Consider the following 20,033-nt stretch of genomic DNA (forward strand, 5'->3'; position numbering starts at 1 on the left):
GCCATTCAGCGGAGCCCTGAACCAGGGCTCCGCCGCTCACTCAATAGCCCAGCGAAAGTCCGGTGTTACGCCGCGGATCGTTCGCGCCATAGAAGCGGTTCTTGCCGACCGGTTTTGCGCCAAGTGCAGGTGCGCCGACCAAAATCGCCGCAAGATGGTTGGCATCCTGCGGACCGATGAACTTCTGCCCCCAGCTTTCGAGGATTTTCCGGGTGTCCGGGCTGACGGCGAACGCTTCGAGATTGGTTTCTTCAGGCAACCACTGTTGGTGGAATCGCGGTGCATCGACTGCTTCCTGAATATTCATTCCGTAGTCGATCACATTGAGGATGGTCAGCAAGGTCGCGGTGATAATCCGACTGCCTCCCGGCGTGCCAACGACCATGACTGTCTTGCCGTCTTTGGTGACGATCGTCGGGCTCATTGAAGACAACGGTGCTTTGCCTGGAGCGATGGCATTCGCTTCACCTTGCACCAGACCGTACATATTGGGCACGCCCACCTTGGAGGTGAAGTCGTCCATTTCGTCGTTGAGCATGATGCCAGTCTTGCTGGCCATGACCCCTGCCCCAAACCAATCGTTCAGGGTGTAGGTCACCGAGACCGCGTTACCCCACTTGTCGACGATCGAGTAGTGCGTGGTGTTGTTGCCCTCGTGCGGCGCTACCCCAGGTTTGATATCGCGGGAAATACCGGCTTTTTGCGGGTCGATGGCCGCGCGTAGCTTCTCTGCATAAGCTTTGTCCAGCAGATGCGCTATCGGGTTCTTGACGAAATCGGGATCACCCAAATAACTGTTGCGGTCGACATAGGCGTGACGCATGGCCTCGATCTGATAGTGCAACCCCTGCGCCGAGTGAAAGCCCAGGCTTGGCATCGGGTAGCCTTCGAGGATGTTCATGATCTCGCAAATAATCACCCCACCCGAGCTTGGCGGTGGCGCAGAGACGACGTGGTAGCCACGGTAGTCGCATTCGATCGGCGCGAGCTCGCGGGTATGATACTTGTCGAGGTCGGCCTGAGTGATGAGGCCCTTGCCAGCCTTGCTTGAGTCGACAATGGCCTGGGCAACCCAGCCCTTGTAGAAACCGTCAGCACCTTTACTGGAAATTTCCCGCAGCGTCTTGGCCAGGTCCTTTTGCACCAGCTTCTGGCCAACCTGCAGCGGCTCGCCATTGCTCAGGAAAATCGCGCCCGAGTCATGAATATCTTTCTTGAATTGGTCAGTTGCAGTATCGAGCAGGTCGACGTCGCCCTGCTCAAGCACGAAGCCGTCCTCGGCGTACTTGATGGCCGGGGCGATGATGTCGGCACGCTTCATCGTGCCGTATTTTTTCAGCGCCAGCTCCATCCCCGACACCGTCCCCGGCACACCGACGGCCAGATGTCCCTTCGAGCTCAGGTCCGGGACGACGTTGCCATCCTTGTCGAGGTACATGTTCGCGGTGGCCGCCAGGGGCGCCTTCTCGCGGAAGTCGAGGAAGGTCTTGCGGCCATCGGCCAACTGGATAGTCATAAAACCACCGCCACCGATGTTGCCCGCCGCCGGGTAAACCACCGCCAGCGCATAGCCGACCGCGACCGCCGCATCGACTGCGTTACCGCCGTCCTTGAGGACGTCGACGCCAACGTGGGTGGCCAGTCGTTGGGCGGTCACCACCATGCCGTTTTCGGCAGCGACCGGGGCTTGCGAAGCAGCCTGTGCGCAGGCGCAACCAATAGCGAGTGCAGTTGCTATCAGCGATTTGGCAAGGGGCTCGAATGTCATAAGTCGATTCTCTTGTTTTTGTTTTGTGGGAAGGGGGACGTCGTATCGGATGGCGACGTCCCACAAACTGTAGGACAGTTTTGGCATTCCTGAGCCGGCAAATCTTCACAATGGGGCTATCGCCCCTGCTGCCCACTGAAGAGTCGACTTTTTCAACACAATTTAACCTGACCGGACATTCGGCAACGACAGCTCCAGGTCGAAAGCAACGTGCTCCACAACCGCTATTGCAATGGAATATAAATATCAGTCTGCCATTGATCCTGCGGTGTCTCGGGATAAGCACTCAGGTAATCGAAGTACAGCGGTTGGTCACGAAGCTCCTCACCGCTGGCCGGAAGCCAGTCGCGGTAGATCGGATAGATCGACTCGCCGATATGATCCGTCGAGCCCACGTGTCGCACCACCACGCAGCGGCCGCCAGGAATGACGATCTCGCGTATGCCAAACTCATTCGGCGCCACTGCCTCGTGAATCTCGCCGCAGATTGCGAAGCGGAACTCTTCCGGCGGTGTCGTATCGGGGTTGCTGTAGGGAATGCCAAAGGTCCGACTCGATGCCACCGGCGACTGTCCGCTCTGCATACGCCACTCGATGAACCTGCGCACACTCTCATTGATGAGCCCGGTTGGCCCGCAGTGCTCAAGCGCCGCGACCCTGACTTCGGAAAATTCTACGATTCGTACCTGCATGATGATGCTCCTGGAAAAGTGAGGGATTGCAAACACCGCATTCCAGACCTGCCAGTTCGGTTCCTTCCTGAACGCACTCGGCGTCATACCGAACGCCCGCCTGAACGCCCTGCAAAACGCTTCGGGACTTTCAAAGCCTGCACCGAGTGCGGCGTCCAGCACCGAATGATCCGCAAGAGAAGCCAGGCGATGCGCCGCGCGTCGTAGCCGCATCAGTTGCACATAACGTGAGACAGGCACCCCCACGAATGCGGTGAATTGTCGATGGAAGTGAAATTCCGAAAAGTTCGCCACACGGCTCAACGTCTTCACCGAAAGGACACCTTCGAGGTTGGCGTCGATGTAGGCGAGTACGACGTTGAAGCGTTTTGTGTAGGCGGCGTTAGTCGACATGTCAGACACTGGATACAGGCTCCGGGAAGTACGGTAGGCATAGGATCGACTATGCCGGCGTGAACGCGCCTAGCCGCGTTTGCTCAAGACGCTTGGGTAGCCAGTAAAGCGGCATCCCTTTACGATCAGGCGAGCACACGGAAAGAGTTGCCCAAATGGATTGCCTGATTCGAAACGCAGACAGTTGTTCCACTGCACAATTATCCAAGTAGTTCTACCAGAACAGGGAGCGACCTTATGAAGCCCGTCAGAATTCGTACCCTGCAAAGTACCGATGCTGAGGCGTTGCTGAGATTCGAACTGGACAATCGCGAATGGTTCGAGCGCTACATTGATGCACGCGATTCGGCTTTTTACTCGGTACAGGGCGTCACCGACCACATTGCGGCTTATTTATCCGATTTTGCCGCCGGAACCTGGCACCCATTTGTCATCGAAGATCCTGACGGAAAAATAGTCGGTCGAGCGAACCTGAAAGGCATCGACCTATCCGAGCGATCGGCAGAAGTCGGCTATCGGATTGCTCAAAGCGCTTGCGGACAGGGACTGGCAACGCTGGCGGTGAGGCATCTGATCCAGGAGGCGCAGCTGCATTGGAACCTTAAACAACTGGTTGCCAACGTATACGCTGGAAATATCGGCTCGGCAAAAGTACTCAAACGGTGTGGCTTCTTGGTCGATCATGCCTTTCGGCGAGAAGGGACTCGGCAAGAAGGGACAGAGCACGATTATCGGTTTGGCCTTTCGATTTAGATCAGTGAATGATTGGTCAACACCTGTAAATCGGTGGTGGCTTGCAGCACGTCGAGTGGGGGCTGACCGAGTTAGATGTCGGGCCTGAGCTTACTCTTGCCTGACAATATCGACCGAGATCTCCACCGCCGCAATCGTTCCTCTGTTTTCAAGCCAGTGTGTAGTGTTTCTATCCTCGGGCCAGCCCACTCCCGGCCCATAGTCCGTGGCGACTCCATTTCGATGGTCAGTGATCGTTCCTTGCAGTATGTAGACGGTGCCTGGCCTGTCTTTATGGTTGTGAACCGGCCCGAAGACGCCTCCAGGCTCAATGGTGACCATACGCATTCTAAGTTGGCGCCCTGCCATGCCCTCGATCTCGGGGCCAAGGTCAACCGTTGCAAGTAACTTCACCGCAACACCTTTCGTCTCGGGTGCCGCCTGTTCGTTGCTCATCGTGCTCTCCTCTCTGTACAGACAGGGCCTAACCAGAAGTAGACACCTTGAAAGGTGTGATCACATTCACTTATCAAAGCAGTCACTGGCTACTTGTGAGGTCGAGAGGCGACGAAGGGTCGAGAACAAACATCGTTCTGGCATCGACCGGTTGAATCCACAGCCAATTGTGGTGAGTTAATGACCCACTCGCTCGACATACAAAACGGGTGTTCTGAAGGCGTAATGCTGGTCAGTTAAGCGAACACCAGGTTCGAAACAGCAAAGATCAAAAGTGGGAGCGAGCTTGCTCGCGATGACGGTATTACATTAGGCATCAACGTTTACTGTCACACCGCTGTCGCGAGCAAGCTCGCTCCCACACTGGTTTTGCTTCGTTTTACAGAATGTATTGCCTTAACTGACGGGCATTAGCCCTGAAGGCGCCCGTTTTCATTCACTTCAACCGTTAAAGTTTCTGCACTTTTTCAACAAATCAGGCGATCCAATCAAGCGATCGCCTGCATGCTTGCGGTCTTTTGTTACCTGACTTTTACTGGCCAAGATCAAGCACGATCTTGCCACGTGTATGTCCGGCCATACTTTTTTCGACGGCCTGCTTCACCTGCGAGATCGGAAACACTTCGACCTCTACGGAGAGTTGGCCGGCATCAAACAACTCGGCGATGGCCGTGAGTTGTTTGCCATCCGCCCGAGTGGCGAAGTTTTTCGCTGAAACGCCGTGCGCCTTCGCCAATTCCGCGTCCGGCGCGCTGACCGGCGACACCAGGACCCCGCCCTGCTTCAACACTTTCCAGGAACGTCGCTGGGTTTCGCCGCCAATCAGGTCAAGCACGATGTCCACATCCGCCACCACCTCCTCGAAGGCTTGGCGACGGTAGTCGATCAGCTGATTCGCGCCGATTGTTTTCAGATAACCATGGTTGCCGATCGACGCTGTGGCAATGACCGTGGCGCCGGCATGCCTGGCTATTTGCACGGCCAGGCTGCCGACTCCGCCGGCGGCGCCGTGAATCAGCACTCGCTGACCTGCCTTGATGCCCGCGTGCTCATGCAACGCTTGCCAGGCCGTCAGTGCCGCCGTTGCTACACCACTGGCCTGCAAGGCGGAAAGACTGCGCGGTCTCAGCGCCAGACGATCTGCCGAGACGACGGCCTTTGTGGCATAGCCACCGACCAGGCCAATAAAACCAAAGACCTTATCGCCGACTGCAAAACCACTCACACCCTTGCCGATCGCGGAAATCGTTCCTGCCACTTCGACGCCCGGCGTGTAGGGCAATGGCAACGGGATGAAGGCTTTCATGGCGCCAGAAAGAAGCTTCCAATCGATCGGGTTGACCCCTGCCCCCTCCACATCGATCAACACCTCGCCCTCGCCCGCAAGCGGGTCGGCGACGTCATCCAGGCGCAGCACATCTGGGCTGCCGTATTCATGCACACGTATGGCTTTCATGGTGAATCCTCGGATTAATTCGAAAGATGAAACCAGAGAGGCGCCGCACGCGTTCATCCACTGCGGCGCTATTGGCTCAGCGACGACGGGCGTCGAGGCTGAAGCGACCGGCGCCAAACGCGACGACCTGCAACAGGCCGCCCGCCATGGCGATGTTCTTGAAGAAGTGGATGAACTGGTTCTGGTCGCCCAGGCTGTTATGGAATGCCAGCGCAGTGACCACGCTGAACAGGGCAAGCACCAGCGCCACGGTACGGGTGCGGTAGCCAGCGATCAGCGCAATACCGCCACCGATTTCGATGATGATAGCCAACGCTAGTGCGAGTTGCGGGAACGGCAAACCAACCGAACCGATGTAGCCGATCATCATCGCCGGGGCGCTCAGTTTGGAGATGCCCGAGAGGATGAAGATGGCGCTGAGGAACACACGGCCGGCCAGAGCCGCCGTGGCGGTGGTGGTAGCGACAGAGCTGGACAGTTCAAGGGTGTCGCGGGAGGTAGTAGCTGTAGATTGGGACATGGTCGTTCTTCCATCAGTGGGGTGCATCCACCATGGAGCACCGCGTTGAAGAAAGTCTGCCACCCACTCTACAATCGTAATAGCCGACTAATTTCGACGATTACGTTCGAGGAAATCGAAATGACCTCAGACCCAGGCACTCCCACTCTCGATCAACTGCGTGTGTTCCTGACGGTTGTCGAGGTCGGCAGTTTTGCGGCCGCCGCACGAAAACTGCACCGAGCCACTTCAGTCATCAGCTATTCGATCGCCAATCTCGAGATGCAACTCGGCGTGGCGCTGTTTGACCGACATACGACTCGTAAACCCCAGCTCACCGATGCCGGCCGCACCGTGCTGGCCGAAGCCAGAACCATCGCCAATGGTATTCATGGGTTACGCGCCAAAGTAAAAGGCCTGCTTCAGGGTCTCGAAGCTGAAGTTCATGTCGTACTTGATGTCATGCTTCCCGCTGAGCGCGTGGTGGACGCACTCAAATCATTTCGAGAGGAATTTCCTACGGTTGCACTCCACTTGCATATGGAGGCGCTCGGCGCAGTCACTGAATTAGTGATCAACGGCGGCGCGTCAGTCGGCGTCAGTGGTCCGATGAATGAGGGGATTGATGGTATCGAAAGAATTGCGGTCGGCAGTGTTGAGTTGATTCCGGTTGCAGCCCCCAATCATCCACTGGCTTCAAGCGATTCGAATATTCCAGGTGCTGGACGTGAGTTCACCCAGCTTGTGCTGTCCGACCGCTCGCGCCTGACAAAAGACAAGGAATTTGCAGTACTCAGTACCCGCACGTGGAGGCTGGCCGATCTGGGGGCTAAACACATGTTGCTACGTGAAGGCATTGGCTGGGGGAACATGCCGATCACCATGGTCCGGGAAGATCTGGACTCTGGCCGACTCGTCCACCTGAAAATGCCGGAATACAAAAGCGGGCTGTATACCTTCGACGCCATCTATCGCACGGATCTGCCGCCAGGACCCGCCGCCAGGTGGTTGATTGATCGGTTCGTCCAACAAAGCAGAGACACCGTATAATCTGAGTAGAGCACGATCACAAACACACCTCTAACCTCCTGATACAAGGGAAACGGGATGACCGGAAAAACAGCGCGCCAATGCTCGTCATGGGTCTTGCTCACCCTGCTCGCCATCAACCTGGCGCTGACAGCGGGATGTGCAGGCAAAGCTGCCGCGCATCGCTATTCGGCCTCAAGCACAGGCTCAAAATGCTACGCAAAAGCGCTACCCACTGCCGGCGAGGGCGGCCTGGCTTGGGGCTCCACCTTGAACATGGCTCGCCAAAAATCCCTGGATAATTGCATGCGCTATGCCAGCCAATCCGGTGGCACGCCGAGTACCTGCCGAGTGGTGAAGGCGGAGTGCAAAAATTAATGGAACGGCAGCGAAGCAGGCCGTTCGGTTCGCGGTCAACCCTCTGCCCGAACGCCAGCCGGTCATGACCGAGGGCATCTGATTAACACACCCCTATAAGGCGCCTTTGGCGCCTTATTCGTTTCTGGATCTGGCGTTTGTAGACGGCAACGAGTTGATCCGGGCTAAACCAAAGGCTGGTGACTGGTCACACAGTGGATGCCGCCACCACCGGCGGCGATTGCGTCAATATTGAGCTGCACCACCTCACGGTCCGGGTAGAGCTCGGACAACAGGTCAAAGGCTTTGGTATCTGCCGCCTTGTCACCGAACTCGGGCGCAACGACCGCACCATTGATCACGAAGTAGTTGATGTAGCCTGGCGCGAAGTCTGGATTGTTTTTGCTGAACATACTTTTCCGTGGATTGAGCGGAGGCGATACGGTGTGCACGTGCAGCGTGCGGCCATCGGCATCAGTGGCATTCTTGAGAATGTCCAGATGGGCAAGCGTCACTGTGTGGTCATAGGACTCAGGGTCGTTGTCGAGGTTGGCGATCACCACTCCCGGCTTGACGAAGCGAGCGTAGAAATCGACATGGGCGTCAGTGATGTCCTTGCCTTTGATTCCCGGCAGCCAGATGATTTTGCGCAAACCCAGTCTGGCTTTCAGTTCTTCCTCTACGTCTGCCTTGCTCCAGCCGGGATTGCGGTTGGCATTGATCCAGCTACTTTCGGTCATGATCCCCGTGCCGTGCCCATCCACTTCGATAGCGCCGCCCTCGCCCACCAACTGGCTGCGGATGTAGCTGGCGTCAGCTGTCCGGGCGACCAACGCGGCCAGCTGCGCATCATCGGCATGCTGCTGCTTGTTGCCCCAGCCATTGAAGTTGAAATCCACGGCGCCGAGCCCGCCTTCACCATCGATGACGAAGTTGGCTGCGATATCGCGCATCCAGATATCGTCCAGCGCCGTGACAACAAAGGTGATGTTGCCCGTGCCGCATTTTTCTTCCGCCAGATCCCGCTCGCTCTCACGATAAAACACGGTGACCGGCTCGTATTTGGCGATGGTGCGGGCGATCCGGCCCAAGGCATCTTGCACGTAAGGCGTGAAGTCCTCGTGGATGGCCTCCTGAGCACCAAAGGCGATAAAGGCCTGCTGGTGTTTGTCGCCCTCGTCCGGCATATGCCAGCTGCCCTTGATGGCTGCTTGCACCCGGGGAGCATTCAGGCCCAGACCCATGGACGCCGCTGCGCCCAGACTGGCAACGACCGATACCTGCTTGATGAACTCACGACGTGTCGACATGCGTACCTCTCTGTTCTTGTCGTGCTTTGTCTTGGCGGACCGCACCTGCAGCCGCCAATTTTGCCAATCCAAGGCAAGACTTAATGCCGATAAGCTAAGCCGCTACACGATCCGTAGCAGCTGGCGAAGCCTGCGTTCGGCTGCGCAGCAGTCGTAAAATCAGACACCGCGTTTTTTCAGGTTAACCGTGGAGGCCGGATTTACGGCCGCTGCGCAGCCGAACGCAGGCTTCGCCAGCTGCTACGGAGAATGTGCCTAGCCTGAAACCCTTTTGCCGTCATTTCGCGGAAGCTGTCTTGAACTTGGTCCACGCCCGCATGCGCGCACGCATATCAGCCTGCGGGATGTCTTTGCCCGGGATCAGTCGTTGGTAAGTGGCGTCATCGAGGTAGATATCCGGGTTGTTACGCATCATTGCATCGACGCTCGGACGCGCCTTGGCGTTGGAGGTGGGGTAACCGGTGAAGTTACTGATGGCGGCCATGTTCTCCGGGCGCATGACGAAGTTGATGAACGCATAGGCGTACTCTGGATGCCTGGCGTCGACGGGGATCGCCATGGTGTCCATCCACACCGTGGTGCCCTCGCGCGGGATGTGATACTGGAACGTCGCTTTCTTGCCGGCGGCATCTGCTGCGCGTTGCGCCTGGGTCATATCGCCGCTGTAACCGAGCGACAGGCACAAGTTGCCGTTCACCAGATCGGTCACCGGTTGCGACTGGAACTTGCGGATGTACGGCCGCAGTTTCAGCAAGAGTTCACTGGCCGCTGCCAAGTCCTCCGGCTTGGCGCTGCGCGGCTCACGGCCGAGGTAGTTGAGCGCGACCGCCAGCACTTCGTCCGGCGAATCGATCAGAGAGATACCGCAGTCCGCAAATTTGGCGGCCAGTTCCGGCTTGAACAGCATGTCCAGGCTATTCACCGGCGCATCCGGCATGCGCTTTTTGATCTGCTCGGCGTTGTAGGTCAGGCCGATGGTGCCCCACGTGTAGGGGACGGTGGCCTTGTTCGAGTAAAGATAATGCGTCCGTAGTTTCTGCAGACCCGGCTCAATGTCATCCAGGGCGGTGAGCTTTGACTTGTCCAGCGGCTGCAGGCTGCCGGCGCGCATCAAACGCTCGCCAACGGTGTCGCCCGGAAAGATCAGGTCATAACCACTGCCGCCGGCCATCAGTTTGGCTTCCAATGTCTCACTGCCATCCATGACGTCGTAGATCACTTTGATCCCGGTTTCGGCGGTGAATTTGGACAGGGTGTCCTCGGCGAAGTAATCGGCCCAGTTGTACAACCTCAGGGTCTTCTCCTCCGCCTGCACCGACGACAAGACACCGCTTAGAACCAATCCCAAGGAGCAGAGCAAAAGCTTATTGGTCACGTTCATGTCAAACCCCTTGAGTATTCCAGCGAGCATTAATGTGACGACCATCCAGGCTTAACAGCGCCCCGTACATGTCTGGACGGCGGTCGCGGTAAATGCCCCAGGTCAGGCGCTCTTCGCGCATGGCGGACAAGTCCAGGCTGTGTACCAGCACACCCAGGCTGTCGCGGTCCGCTTCGGCGAGGAGCTTGCCCTTGTGGTTGCAAATAAAGGATGAACCGTAGAAGTTCATCTGCAGGGTCGGATCGGTGGTCGCCACTTCTTGACCGATGCGGTTGGCGGCCACCACCGGCAGAAGGTTTGCGGCGGCATGGCCGCGCATGGTCATCTGCCAGTGGTCACGTGAATCCAGTGCTGCGCAGCCGGGTTCAGAGCCAATGGCGGTGGGAAACAGCAAGACTTCGGCGCCCATCAACGCCAGGCAACGGGCGGTCTCGGGGAACCACTGATCCCAACAGATGCCCACACCTATGCGCCCAAAAGCAGTGTCCCAGACCCGAAAGCCGGTATCGCCAGGGCTGAAGTATTCCTTCTCCTGATAACCGATGGCGTTGGGTATGTGCGTCTTGCGATACACACCCAGCAACTGCCCATCGGCATCGGCCACGCTCAACGAATTGAAGTAGGCATTGCCGGCCTTCTCGAACCAACTCAGCGGCAGCACCACACCCAATTCCCTGGCCAATGCGGCAAAGCGCTTGAGCACATGGCTGTCTTGATATTCTTCGGCCAGCGCCAAGTGTTTATGACTTTGCTCGATACAGAAATACGGTGTGGCAAACAGCTCCTGCAACAGGATGACCTGGGCGCCTTTAGCGGCCGCATCGCGCACTAACTGCTCGGCCTGATCGAGGTTGTGTTTCAGATCCCAGGTGCAGGGCATTTGGGTTGTGGCAACAGTCAGGATAGTCATGGCATTACCCCTTCAGTGGCCAGGCTGGCTGTTGCTGGGTAATGCAATGCACACCGCCGCCGCCATGGGCCAGATGATTGATCCGCACCGGTACCACCTCGCGCCCAGGGAACGCCTGACCCAACACTTGCGCAGCTACCTTGTCGGCGTTAATGCCATAGGCCGGCATGATGATGGCGTTGTTGGCGATGTAGAAGTTGGTGTAGGAAGCACAAAACACTTCAGCCTCGGTGTCCACGGCATCGGTGGCTTCATACAACTCGATCAGCTCAAACGGTCGACCGTGGGCATCGGTTGCCAGCTCCAACGCGCGACGGTTTTCTCGTACAACTTCGGCATACACCGAGTTCTTGTCATGAGTGGCGTCCACCAGCAGCACGCCTGGGCGGGCGAAAGCGCACACGCCATCGACATGGCCGTCGGTCATGTCGCCGGTCACATAGTCTGGATCGCCCGGCAGCCAGACGATCTTCTTCACGCCTAGCAGACGCGTGAAGATCTCCTCCATCTCAGCCTTGTTCATGCCCGGATTGCGGTTGGGGTTGAGCAATACCGACTCAGTGGTAATCAGCGTGCCTTCGCCGTCGACATGAATGGCGCCGCCTTCGTTACTCAGCGTGGGAGCAAAGCACTGAACGCCCAGGTGATCGAGTGCGCGGCGAGCCAGGGTTTCGTCCAGGTCAAAGGCCGACTTCCCGCCCCACGCGTTGAAGCGCCAGCTCACACCGGCCAGACCCTGTTGCGGGTGGCAGATGAAGCTCGGGCCGGAGTCCCGGCACCAGCTGTCATTCACCGCCAGCTCGATCAGTTCAATGTTGGGCCCACACAACGCTTTGGCACTGGCGACAGCAGAAGGATCAACGACCATCTTCACCGGTTCAAAACGGGCAATGGCGTTGGCCACGCGAGCGAAATCCTCTTGCACCAGCGCCAAGGTGACGCCCCAACCCGACTCCCAAAGCGCCTGGTTGTGCGGCCAAACCATCCAGGTCGCTGCGTGCCTGACCCATTCCGCCGGCATCAACCAACCATTGTTTTGAATTTCATTCTGCTGCATGACAAGCACCTTTAAGTTAAGTCATTGTGTTCAATGAAAACTGCCTATGCGGTCTTGGCATGCATGCTACGGCTGCAAAAACGGGCAAACAAACGATGGATTTTGTAGATAAATGATTAGAGGAACTTATCAGCATGCTCAAGCACTGGCCGCCTCTCGGCACCCTTCGCGGCTTTGAAGCTGCCGCCCGGCTGGGCAGTTTCCACAAGGCCGCCGAAGAGCTGCACCTCACCCAGTCGGCAATCAGCCAGCAGATTCGCAGCCTTGAGGCATACCTTGAACAACCCTTGTTCTATCGCAGTGGACGCAGCGTCAGCCTGACCGATGCCGGTCACGACCTGCTCAGCACCACCCAGGCGCTGCTGCAACAACTGGCCGTCGGCATTCGCCGCCTCGGGCAGTACCAAAAACCCAACCAACTGGTCCTCAACACCACCCCGGCATTCGCCCGTCACTGGCTACTGCCCCGCCTGGAAGACTTCCGCCGCCAGCACCCGGAAGTTGATCTGTGGATCTTCAGCACCGATGAAGTCCCGGACATGACGAGCCAGACCATCGACCTCGCCGTGCGAGACGACATCAGCTCCCAGGCCGAATGCAGCTTCAAGGTGCTGCACGCCGATCGCCTTTACCCGGCGTGCCACCCAAGCCTGTTGGCGGTGCCCAGCGCACAGCGCACCACCCTCCATGGCGAGCGGGAAATGGACTGGAGTCACTGGGCGGTGGAAGCTGGCATCGATGTAGGCCAGAAGGATCAGGGGCTGAACTTCTCCGACCCCGGCCTACTGCTGGACGCCGCGTGTGCAGGACTCGGCATCGCCTTGGTCAGCCAATTATTGAGTCAGCCAGCGCTCGCCAATGGGCTGCTGCAACCGCTGGTTGAGGAAACCATTCGCGGCCCTAACTGGGCGCTGCTGACCCATCGTGATAGTGAGAATAATCCGATGGCGCGAAGTTTTAGTGAGTGGTTGCTGAGCAAGCTGGCAGTGGGGAGTCAGGCGATATAGCGGTTTTGGGTCAGGGCTTGAAGGGTGCCGCCCTCTTTGTTTAGTGCACTTTGATTTGCAGATGCGTGCGAGGCTGCTTTGAATTCGAAAAAGCGATTGAAGCCACGCACCGTCTGGTGCATCCTGCGCCCCGAAAATTTACATGGACGTAAATAGTTAATGCACTCATCCCCAAGCACCGTGCCGCCCTCCAGCAGCTGCACGCTGGCCCCAGCTGTTCACCCAAGCGGCTTGAAGACTTCGCTTCGCCTTTATGGGTTGGTTCGTATCTTGGGAAGCAGCGATATCCCTGCCCGCGCACCGGTCGAAATTCTTTGCACACCCTGCGGCAATGGTAATGCCATACAAGCATTCGTGTCGCGATTGGACGCCGAATTGGTCGCCCGATCAATGCCAACCAGCGGCTACCGCGCCATCCCTTTGGCACAATTCGACCCCACTGATGTCATCCACGCCCACCTAGGCTGGCTCAGCGTCTTTCTGTGCTGCGGGCTCAGCTCACAGCGTGGCTACCTGCGCCTGGCAAATGGTGGTTTGCCGAGCCTTGGCTGGTTTGTCCATGCCCAGACCGGCCCGTGGGCACCTGGGCGATTCCTGCATTGGGGTGAGGAAGTCGCGCAGACACTGCTTGATGCCTACCGCAGCGTTGGCATGCCCAATTACAACGCCTGGCTCAACCAGCTTGATGATTATTCCTGTCACGCCATGGATGACTGCACTGAGCTCGCCTGGCAAGCACTCAAGGCCTGCAGTGCGCCCCAAGAAAACCACCGAGCCATGTACAACCCCATGGATGAATGCTGGCGATTTTCAGACGCCCCCATTGACCTCTACTACCCCCTTTAAATACCTGAAAAGGACGTTCCCATGAGTGGCAAACCTGCTGCGCGCATCACTGATCCCACTGCGTGCCCAGTTTCGGGTCACGGCACCAATTCGTTGGTAACCGGCTCATCAGATGTGATCTTCGAAGGCCTGGGCGCGGCCCGCCTGAACGACACCTCAGCGTGCGGAAGCCCGATCACCGGCGGCGTCTCTTCAACCGTATTAATCAATGGCTTCAATGCCGCCACCGTCGGCAGCGTTGGCGCTCATGGCAATACGGTGACGGCAGGCGCGAGCACTATCATTATCGGTGACACCTTCGTGCCTGCGCCCTTCAGTGGGTTATCGTCGATGCCGGTGCACTTCAGCGACAAGATAAAACTGGTCGACGAAGCTACGGGTGAGCCTATTCCAAACCATGCCTACGGTATTCAGCGCGCCAACGGCAGCATTGAACATGGGATCAGTGATGCGCAGGGCTACACCCATGTGGTGAGTTCGCACCTGGCTGAAAGCATCAAGTTATTTTTGGAAGATTGAGAACATGGAAGCAGAGCAAATAATTTTACCCAGTGGCAACACAGCAAGTCTGGCGGCAACCCACACACTGACACCGGTGAATAACTCACAAATAAAGGCCGTACCTGTACCCACCGCAAAACCCATTATTTTTTACATTGGTGGTGCTGGAGATCAAGAAAGCTATTACTCCCAAGGCGCATTTCACAACATTGATGATGTCGACTTACTAATGTCAAAAAGAATGACAAACGCACAACTTTCTGAAAAATACACAAAATACGTATGGGGATATAACGAGGCTCGTGGGGGCGGTGACATCAAAAAACACATCACCAATCTCATCCCTAACAAATCATGCCCTATCTATATAGTCGGACACAGCCTAGGCGGATGGAATGGCGCTCACCTCTCGAAAATACTGTCTGATGAAGGTTACAAAATTGCGCTCCTGATAACCTTGGATCCTGTCGGCAAAGGTTTTCTGGTTTGGTTAGGCTCTGACATCTACTACTCTGAACCAACTCCCGTCGCCGACACGTGGATCAATATCCGTGCCAATCCGGTAAAATCGGACGCATCAGACCACGTTGCCAACTTCGGAGAGCGATGGATTGTGAGCCAAGGCCCCACGATAAATGCAACAGTCAACATACACCACGCGTTTGCGAGCCACATGATGGTTGCCCCGATCCAAGGTGCAAAATGTGCTCTGGACTTCCTTTATGATGCGTACGTGAAAAACATAAAATGATGTCAGCTAAAAAATTACTAATATTGACCACTGCGCTGATTTGCAGCGCATGCGCTCGGACACCCAACATCCCGACTGCGTCATTGACGTTTGTAGGTTTTGCAAACTATGGCGACGCGCTACTTTACGTGACGCTCGAATCAGATCAAAACCTGAGCAAGGTCTTCAACATCTACGAAAAACAGAATCAAAACACCCCTAAACTCGTATGCTCCTTGAATCATGACAAAAATTTCGATGTAAACCATACAATCAAAACACGAGGCATAGGCCTTTTGGAGGCTGACGCCACACCCAGTAAAAATGGACACTTTTATTTCCGCTCTTCGCTATCATTCAACACAACCGAAGAAAGAGAAATATCCATACCGACCCCAATCACCTCGGGCGCAGTATTAGAGACTCTGTTAGCGGGGCAAGAGAGCGTCCCATGCCAAGTGTATATCACTGCTTATGGATTCAAAGCTTATTACACCAACACCGTATATATCCCTACCGCAAACCTGATTACACATTTAAAAGAAATGAATAATGCGGCTGAACGTCGCCAGTAATTGCTTAGCGCCAACGCGCTCCCTTATTCGCCTTATGGGAACATCTTTGTTCAAAATGGCACTTCGTCAGGCGCGAGAGTCAGAACACCTTGCTACCCATAGAGAAGGTCGTTCGAATGATTGAATTTGATTTGAACACAAATGATGCAGAAGCATTGTTGAGGTATTCCGAGAGCATTGTGTCGAGGCGGATATCTATGGCAATCCGATGAGAACTACTTGCCTATGGCAAAGCAGCTTCGGATAAACTAAAGCTAGCTCAGTAGAGACGCTCTCTAGCATTCACGGACGAGACAAAACCCACATATTAATGAAAATATCATTCATCGCTTCGCTAGGAATTTTATCGCTAATTCAAACATCACTATCCTTCGCGGATAATATCAATGGGAAAAATCTCTATTTGCAGAGATGCGTCATGTGCCACGGAATAGATCTCAAAGGAACAGGACCACTGGCTAATAAAAGCAATCCTCCTACACTTGACCTTACAACATCCGCTTTCAAAAAACGACTAAATGATTATCCGGGCGTTATTGTGTCTTCAATAATACTTCGTCCAAATGGAGACTTGATTCCAAAAACTTTGCAAGAGAATGGTGTAAAGATTCCGCCACACGCTTGGAGCATTAAGGATCTGCGCGATTTGAATCAATACATGAGTGGTGTAATTTCAAAAAATCGATGATTTTGAGAAAAAGGGGGGCGGCGCGCTCAACCGGTCAACGTAACGTCATGGTGTATCTGTTGTTACTATTTCCACCTCGTTAATAAAAGGTATCCGGAGGTTCGGCGCATGAAAACCACCCTTGACCACCTCGCCATCGTCGCCCCCGACCTCGACACCGGCTGTGCCTTCGTCACCAACGCACTCGGCGTGGAGCTTCAACCGGGCGGGGTGCATCCGCGCATGGGCACTCATAATCGGTTGCTGCGCCTTGGCCCGGAGACTTATCTGGAAGTGATTGCCGTGGACCCGTCCGCCAATCGCCCGGACCGGCCACGCTGGTTCGGCATGGACCAATTGGCCGCTGATACGCCGCAATGCCTGGCGACCTGGGTCGCACGCACCGACGACATCCACGCAACAAGCGAAGCCTGCCGCGCCATTATCGGGGAACCCGAACCCATGACCCGAGGTACGTTGTCCTGGCAGATCACCATTCCTGCCGATGGCCACCTGCCGCTGAATGGATCAGCGCCGACATTGATTCAATGGGAACAAGCGCAACATCCCGCCAGCACGATGCTGGATCAGGGGTGTTCGCTGGTGGCGCTGGATGTGTTTGATCCTGATCCTGAGAAAGTCCAGGCGTTGCTCAGCGCAATCAACTTTTCCGGGCCGGTTCGTCTTCATGGGTTGGGAGCAAATTCAAAGCCCTATTTGGTGGTGCACATTCAAACCCCCACTGGTTTGAAAACATGGCCGATTGCTCATGGTTAGGACCAAAAGATCGCAAGCTTCGCCAGCCCCTACGTTGAAACGCATCGCCCACAAAGTGACCAAGCCAGGATCAGTTTTTTGTCTAGTCCTGAAACAGGTGTAAACCTTATTCAGGACGGGACACCATGAGGCCACCTGAATCGCCCCTAATTTCGTAGACGCCGACCGGCTGAATCCACAGTCGGAAGCAGCCCTTCGTGATAGGCGGCAAGCGGCCATGTAGGGATATTAGTTAAGGAAACCGCCCCCAAAATTCGAACCGTATTGTCAGGCTGACCCATCACTCTATAACTCCAGCAAGTTCAAGCAACTTCTGCCGAAAATAGACAAAACTCGGTGATGCGTTGGTCGCAACGTCCATGTGAGGACTGATTTTTTCAGACCATTGAGATTTTTCGGCACCGATTGCTTGCCACCCTTTGGAGGAAAGGGCACTTGAGCCGCCATTATAGACTGCATCCGCCAAGCGCTCCCATGTGCCAGAAATGGAATCATTCACATATGCACTTAAGACAGCGCCCTTGGCCCTTGGATACGCAGTTTTGACAGCAGGAATGTCACCAAGAAACCAAGCTTCCCCCTCTTCAATTGCAATGCAAAAACGGGTTTCCGGTCGAGGATTACAGGCGTTCAGGATATTAAAGAGCTCTTGGCGAAAGGCTTTGAGACACTTGTTGTCTAGATCACACACCAGAATGACAGCCGCAGGGCAATCTGCTGGGTATTTGGCGAACGCGTTGCCATAGCCCTGAAGAAGTCGCGGGAGTTGGTCGAGCAGGATGCGTTTGCCGGCATTTTCGTTTGCGCCGAGATTCTTCGGAATGCGGCCTATTCCTTTATATGGATGAATATTGAATGTATGGTCAGCGCCGATAATTTTGGGGACTAGGATATTCAGCGCTTTTTTACCGGACTGGTCTTCAACAAGGATTTCGAAATGCACCTGCTCACCTCGCGTCCAGATAATCGCTATACCAAAGGCCACCCAAAGGCAACCCCTCAGCAACCATGCTCTGTACTATCGCATCGTCGCTTGCTCTACGGATTACCGAATAGCCGTCCGAACCCTTTTCCAGAATCCAGACCTCGGCGGGCTCCAAGGCATCGACCAGATAGGGCTGATGGGTCGTAATGAAAACCTGAGAACCTCCCTTGCGGCCTGTAGCGTGATCGCGGAATTCCTTCGCCAGAGTTTCAAGAAGCTTGTGATACAAGCCATTTTCGGGCTCTTCTATACATAAGAATGGTGGTGGTGCCGGATCTTCGAGCAGCAGGAGATACGCGAAGACCTTCAATGTCCCATCAGACATTTGTTGTGAATAAAACGGGTCTTTAAAACCTTTGTCATTGAAACGCAGCAGTAAACGGCCATCGTTTGTCTTTTCCGTGTCAATCTTGTTGATGCCTGGGATTTTTTCCGCAATCCGGTTCAGAATGGCCTGGAAACGTTTTGGATGTTCCCGCTCCATGAATTGCACAACATTTCCAAGATTGTCCCCATGGATGTTGAGATGCTTTTGAGGGCCGGCGAGTGGCAGGCTCCGGGCGGCGTCCGGCGTAAAGTAGCTGAGGTACCAACCCTCAATGAACCTACGGAACGCTGAAATCCTCGGATGTTGTTTCAATGAGCCCAAGGTAGCAATCCCGAGCTTGCGCATGTCCTCCAGCTCAACGACTTCGGTTTCTCTAGACTCCTCTTCTGCCTCACCTGATTTAATGGATTCCATCAGTCCAATCAGGTCGAAATCGCCTTGTTCTTCCTCGATCTGACGGCCTTCTTGATCCCCTTTCCATACAACACCCTTTCCACTATTCAGCACAAGAAATGAGAAGGGCCAACCACGCGTTTGCCCCTTGCGCCTCTGCCTGAGACGCTCTTTCAAGACATAAGGACGGCCTGAACTATCTATATCAATAGAGATTTCATAGGTAATGGGCCGGGCGTTGCCATCTTCTTTGTAGTAGACCTCAAAATCGATAGGGCCTTTTTGACCTTGCGCTCTAATACGCTCAAATCCTCCTCTACCGCGGGAGTCGCACGCCTCTTCAACACCAGACTTTAAAGCGTCCGCAAGGAATCCAAAGGCATCAAACAGCGTACTCTTGCCTACACCATTCTTACCAATGACCGCAGTCATAGGCGTAAGTGGTTCGGACCGCTGTTGATTCCACAAACGTCCAAGCGTAACGTCTTTAAGAGTTCTGAAATTTTTTATTCGAAATCCTTCAATCTTGGCCATTATTCGCTTCTCATTCTTGTTACTGCCTGTGAGTTCCTGAGACAGTTTACTTAATTAATGTCCGCTTTGGGTCGCTTGTTGCCTTTAGTAATGAGTGCCCCTTTTAGTACAAGGGCGTAGTAAACCGCAGACTTTCAGTGCATGCAGAATAGCCAAGATCGCAGCCTACGGCAGCTCCTACGCCGGGCAGTCGAGTCCCTACGTAAATCCGTAGGAGCTGCCGCAGGCTGCGATCTTTTAAACGCTTAACGGACAGGCATCACGCCTTCAGAGCACCCGCCTTCACTCACCCCGCCGCCTCCTCCCGCAAGCGTCTACCAATCACATCCATCAAATCACACCCATCGCGCAATGGAATGGCCAGCAGTTTGGCGAAGTCGGCCAGCACCACCGTGTCGCTCTCGATATCAGCACGAAAAGCGATATTTTCCAGCACTTGAGTGACGGTGCGGATTCGGTAGTCGGCGGTGGCTTGCAGTACGTCGAGTGGGGCTTGGGTGTCGATGAGCAGGGAGGCCGGGATCAGGTCGATTCCGGTGAGGGGCATGTATCTATCCATAGTTAAAGCCTCGTTTAGATTGTTGAGGCTGCCAACAAATCGTCGCCAAACGAAATGGTGGCAGCTGTACGCAGGTTGGCGAACCGGAAAC

23 protein-coding genes are annotated in these 20,033 nt (G+C 55.4%); 10 read left to right on the forward strand and 13 right to left on the reverse strand.

Going from position 1 to position 20,033, the window contains the following annotated elements; translation table 11 throughout:
* Nucleotides 1–40 precede the first annotated feature (40 nt).
* Nucleotides 41–1,768 (reverse strand): gamma-glutamyltransferase, encoded by a 1,728-nt coding sequence (ggt, locus tag BK659_RS13310; protein WP_123425515.1) that lies wholly within the window; start codon nucleotides 1,766–1,768, stop codon nucleotides 41–43.
* A 224-nt stretch (nucleotides 1,769–1,992) separates the two neighbouring features.
* Nucleotides 1,993–2,862: an AraC family transcriptional regulator gene (locus BK659_RS13315; RefSeq protein ID WP_123425516.1), complete on the reverse strand. Its 870-nt coding sequence runs from the start codon at nucleotides 2,860–2,862 to the stop codon at nucleotides 1,993–1,995.
* A 228-nt stretch (nucleotides 2,863–3,090) separates the two neighbouring features.
* Between BK659_RS13315 and BK659_RS13320 the strand changes: the two genes are divergently transcribed.
* Entirely contained in the window at nucleotides 3,091–3,606 is a 516-nt protein-coding gene (locus tag BK659_RS13320) for a GNAT family N-acetyltransferase (RefSeq protein ID WP_123425517.1), read from the forward strand.
* Nucleotides 3,607–3,696: 90 nt separating this feature from the next.
* Here BK659_RS13320 and BK659_RS13325 read toward each other — a convergent pair whose 3' ends face one another.
* From BK659_RS13325 to BK659_RS13335, 3 genes are all read right to left on the reverse strand, one after another.
* Nucleotides 3,697–4,041, reverse strand: coding sequence for a cupin domain-containing protein (locus BK659_RS13325; RefSeq protein WP_123425518.1), 345 nt, complete (start codon nucleotides 4,039–4,041; stop codon nucleotides 3,697–3,699).
* A 532-nt stretch (nucleotides 4,042–4,573) separates the two neighbouring features.
* Entirely contained in the window at nucleotides 4,574–5,497 is a 924-nt protein-coding gene (locus BK659_RS13330; RefSeq protein ID WP_123425519.1) for an NADP-dependent oxidoreductase, read from the reverse strand.
* 76 nt (nucleotides 5,498–5,573) lie between these two features.
* A complete protein-coding gene (locus BK659_RS13335; protein WP_123425520.1) occupies nucleotides 5,574–6,017 on the reverse strand; it encodes a DoxX family protein in 444 nt (147 codons plus the stop codon).
* 120 nt (nucleotides 6,018–6,137) lie between these two features.
* Here BK659_RS13335 and BK659_RS13340 point away from each other — a divergent pair, with 120 nt between their 5' ends.
* Both BK659_RS13340 and BK659_RS27995 read left to right on the forward strand, forming a co-directional pair.
* On the forward strand, nucleotides 6,138–7,046 hold the full coding sequence (locus BK659_RS13340; protein ID WP_123425521.1) for a LysR family transcriptional regulator: 909 nt from the start codon (nucleotides 6,138–6,140) through the stop codon (nucleotides 7,044–7,046).
* Nucleotides 7,047–7,103: 57 nt separating this feature from the next.
* Entirely contained in the window at nucleotides 7,104–7,403 is a 300-nt protein-coding gene (locus BK659_RS27995) for a hypothetical protein (protein ID WP_123425522.1), read from the forward strand.
* A 164-nt stretch (nucleotides 7,404–7,567) separates the two neighbouring features.
* Here BK659_RS27995 and BK659_RS13350 read toward each other — a convergent pair whose 3' ends face one another.
* From BK659_RS13350 to BK659_RS13365, 4 genes are all read right to left on the reverse strand, one after another.
* Nucleotides 7,568–8,692, reverse strand: coding sequence for an agmatine deiminase family protein (locus BK659_RS13350; protein WP_123425523.1), 1,125 nt, complete (start codon nucleotides 8,690–8,692; stop codon nucleotides 7,568–7,570).
* Nucleotides 8,693–8,969: 277 nt separating this feature from the next.
* Nucleotides 8,970–10,073 carry an extracellular solute-binding protein gene (locus tag BK659_RS13355; RefSeq protein WP_123425524.1) on the reverse strand — a complete coding sequence of 368 codons (1,104 nt, stop codon included), beginning with the start codon at nucleotides 10,071–10,073 and terminating at the stop codon, nucleotides 8,970–8,972.
* Nucleotide 10,074: 1 nt separating this feature from the next.
* Complete coding sequence (gene aguB, locus BK659_RS13360; protein WP_123425525.1) at nucleotides 10,075–10,983, reverse strand: N-carbamoylputrescine amidase; 909 nt, start codon at nucleotides 10,981–10,983, stop codon at nucleotides 10,075–10,077.
* A gap of 4 nt (nucleotides 10,984–10,987) precedes the next feature.
* Nucleotides 10,988–12,040 carry an agmatine deiminase family protein gene (locus BK659_RS13365; protein ID WP_123425526.1) on the reverse strand — a complete coding sequence of 351 codons (1,053 nt, stop codon included), beginning with the start codon at nucleotides 12,038–12,040 and terminating at the stop codon, nucleotides 10,988–10,990.
* Nucleotides 12,041–12,174: 134 nt separating this feature from the next.
* On the opposite strand from BK659_RS13365, the gene BK659_RS13370 reads away from it, so the two are divergent.
* Entirely contained in the window at nucleotides 12,175–13,047 is an 873-nt protein-coding gene (locus BK659_RS13370) for a LysR substrate-binding domain-containing protein (RefSeq protein ID WP_123425527.1), read from the forward strand.
* On the opposite strand, the gene BK659_RS27650 is transcribed toward BK659_RS13370, so the two are convergent.
* Nucleotides 13,035–13,250, reverse strand: a complete 216-nt coding sequence (locus BK659_RS27650; protein WP_148050434.1) for a hypothetical protein — start codon at nucleotides 13,248–13,250, stop codon at nucleotides 13,035–13,037. The two genes, BK659_RS13370 and BK659_RS27650, sit on opposite strands and share 13 nt — an antisense overlap.
* A 160-nt stretch (nucleotides 13,251–13,410) precedes the next feature.
* Between BK659_RS27650 and BK659_RS13375 the strand changes: the two genes are divergently transcribed.
* The 6 genes from BK659_RS13375 to BK659_RS13395 all read left to right on the forward strand — a co-directional run bounded on the left by BK659_RS13375 (nucleotide 13,411) and on the right by BK659_RS13395 (nucleotide 17,143).
* Entirely contained in the window at nucleotides 13,411–13,893 is a 483-nt protein-coding gene (locus tag BK659_RS13375) for a hypothetical protein (protein WP_148050435.1), read from the forward strand.
* A gap of 21 nt (nucleotides 13,894–13,914) precedes the next feature.
* Entirely contained in the window at nucleotides 13,915–14,412 is a 498-nt protein-coding gene (locus tag BK659_RS13380) for a PAAR domain-containing protein (RefSeq protein WP_123425529.1), read from the forward strand.
* A 4-nt stretch (nucleotides 14,413–14,416) separates the two neighbouring features.
* Nucleotides 14,417–15,145, forward strand: a complete 729-nt coding sequence (locus BK659_RS13385) for an alpha/beta hydrolase (protein WP_123425530.1) — start codon at nucleotides 14,417–14,419, stop codon at nucleotides 15,143–15,145.
* Entirely contained in the window at nucleotides 15,142–15,699 is a 558-nt protein-coding gene (locus BK659_RS27655) for a hypothetical protein (protein ID WP_148050436.1), read from the forward strand. Before BK659_RS13385 ends, BK659_RS27655 begins: the two co-directional genes overlap by 4 nt.
* A gap of 310 nt (nucleotides 15,700–16,009) precedes the next feature.
* Nucleotides 16,010–16,387, forward strand: coding sequence for a c-type cytochrome (locus BK659_RS28000; protein WP_123425531.1), 378 nt, complete (start codon nucleotides 16,010–16,012; stop codon nucleotides 16,385–16,387).
* A gap of 108 nt (nucleotides 16,388–16,495) precedes the next feature.
* Nucleotides 16,496–17,143, forward strand: a complete 648-nt coding sequence (locus BK659_RS13395) for a VOC family protein (protein ID WP_123425532.1) — start codon at nucleotides 16,496–16,498, stop codon at nucleotides 17,141–17,143.
* A gap of 280 nt (nucleotides 17,144–17,423) precedes the next feature.
* Here BK659_RS13395 and BK659_RS13400 read toward each other — a convergent pair whose 3' ends face one another.
* The 3 genes from BK659_RS13400 to BK659_RS13410 form a co-directional block, all read right to left on the reverse strand.
* Nucleotides 17,424–18,086: a DUF4276 family protein gene (locus BK659_RS13400; protein WP_123425533.1), complete on the reverse strand. Its 663-nt coding sequence runs from the start codon at nucleotides 18,084–18,086 to the stop codon at nucleotides 17,424–17,426.
* Nucleotides 18,087–18,090: 4 nt separating this feature from the next.
* Nucleotides 18,091–19,383: an AAA family ATPase gene (locus BK659_RS13405; protein WP_123425534.1), complete on the reverse strand. Its 1,293-nt coding sequence runs from the start codon at nucleotides 19,381–19,383 to the stop codon at nucleotides 18,091–18,093.
* A gap of 286 nt (nucleotides 19,384–19,669) precedes the next feature.
* Nucleotides 19,670–19,942 (reverse strand): hypothetical protein, encoded by a 273-nt coding sequence (locus tag BK659_RS13410; RefSeq protein ID WP_123425535.1) that lies wholly within the window; start codon nucleotides 19,940–19,942, stop codon nucleotides 19,670–19,672.
* Nucleotides 19,943–20,033: the final 91 nt, after the last annotated feature.

It is taken from the genome of Pseudomonas brassicacearum (genome assembly GCF_003732225.1).
Lineage (GTDB): Bacteria > Pseudomonadota > Gammaproteobacteria > Pseudomonadales > Pseudomonadaceae > Aquipseudomonas > Aquipseudomonas brassicacearum_E.

Bases quoted from the DNA above. Each gene is read 5' to 3' on its own strand.
- ggt (WP_123425515.1), bottom strand. From the start codon at position 1,768: ATGACATTCGAGCCCCTTGCCAAATCGCTGATAGCAACTGCACTCGCT.
- aguB (WP_123425525.1), bottom strand. From the start codon at position 10,983: ATGACTATCCTGACTGTTGCCACAACCCAAATGCCCTGCACCTGGGAT.
- BK659_RS13380 (WP_123425529.1), top strand. From the start codon at position 13,915: ATGAGTGGCAAACCTGCTGCGCGCATCACTGATCCCACTGCGTGCCCA.
- BK659_RS13350 (WP_123425523.1), bottom strand. From the start codon at position 8,692: ATGTCGACACGTCGTGAGTTCATCAAGCAGGTATCGGTCGTTGCCAGT.
- BK659_RS13385 (WP_123425530.1), top strand. From the start codon at position 14,417: ATGGAAGCAGAGCAAATAATTTTACCCAGTGGCAACACAGCAAGTCTG.
- BK659_RS13405 (WP_123425534.1), bottom strand. From the start codon at position 19,383: ATGGCCAAGATTGAAGGATTTCGAATAAAAAATTTCAGAACTCTTAAA.
- BK659_RS13325 (WP_123425518.1), bottom strand. From the start codon at position 4,041: ATGAGCAACGAACAGGCGGCACCCGAGACGAAAGGTGTTGCGGTGAAG.
- BK659_RS13340 (WP_123425521.1), top strand. From the start codon at position 6,138: ATGACCTCAGACCCAGGCACTCCCACTCTCGATCAACTGCGTGTGTTC.
- BK659_RS13370 (WP_123425527.1), top strand. From the start codon at position 12,175: ATGCTCAAGCACTGGCCGCCTCTCGGCACCCTTCGCGGCTTTGAAGCT.
- BK659_RS13335 (WP_123425520.1), bottom strand. From the start codon at position 6,017: ATGTCCCAATCTACAGCTACTACCTCCCGCGACACCCTTGAACTGTCC.
- BK659_RS27995 (WP_123425522.1), top strand. From the start codon at position 7,104: ATGACCGGAAAAACAGCGCGCCAATGCTCGTCATGGGTCTTGCTCACC.
- BK659_RS13355 (WP_123425524.1), bottom strand. From the start codon at position 10,073: ATGAACGTGACCAATAAGCTTTTGCTCTGCTCCTTGGGATTGGTTCTA.
- BK659_RS13330 (WP_123425519.1), bottom strand. From the start codon at position 5,497: ATGAAAGCCATACGTGTGCATGAATACGGCAGCCCAGATGTGCTGCGC.
- BK659_RS13365 (WP_123425526.1), bottom strand. From the start codon at position 12,040: ATGCAGCAGAATGAAATTCAAAACAATGGTTGGTTGATGCCGGCGGAA.
- BK659_RS28000 (WP_123425531.1), top strand. From the start codon at position 16,010: ATGAAAATATCATTCATCGCTTCGCTAGGAATTTTATCGCTAATTCAA.
- BK659_RS13395 (WP_123425532.1), top strand. From the start codon at position 16,496: ATGAAAACCACCCTTGACCACCTCGCCATCGTCGCCCCCGACCTCGAC.
- BK659_RS13320 (WP_123425517.1), top strand. From the start codon at position 3,091: ATGAAGCCCGTCAGAATTCGTACCCTGCAAAGTACCGATGCTGAGGCG.
- BK659_RS27655 (WP_148050436.1), top strand. From the start codon at position 15,142: ATGATGTCAGCTAAAAAATTACTAATATTGACCACTGCGCTGATTTGC.
- BK659_RS13410 (WP_123425535.1), bottom strand. From the start codon at position 19,942: ATGGATAGATACATGCCCCTCACCGGAATCGACCTGATCCCGGCCTCC.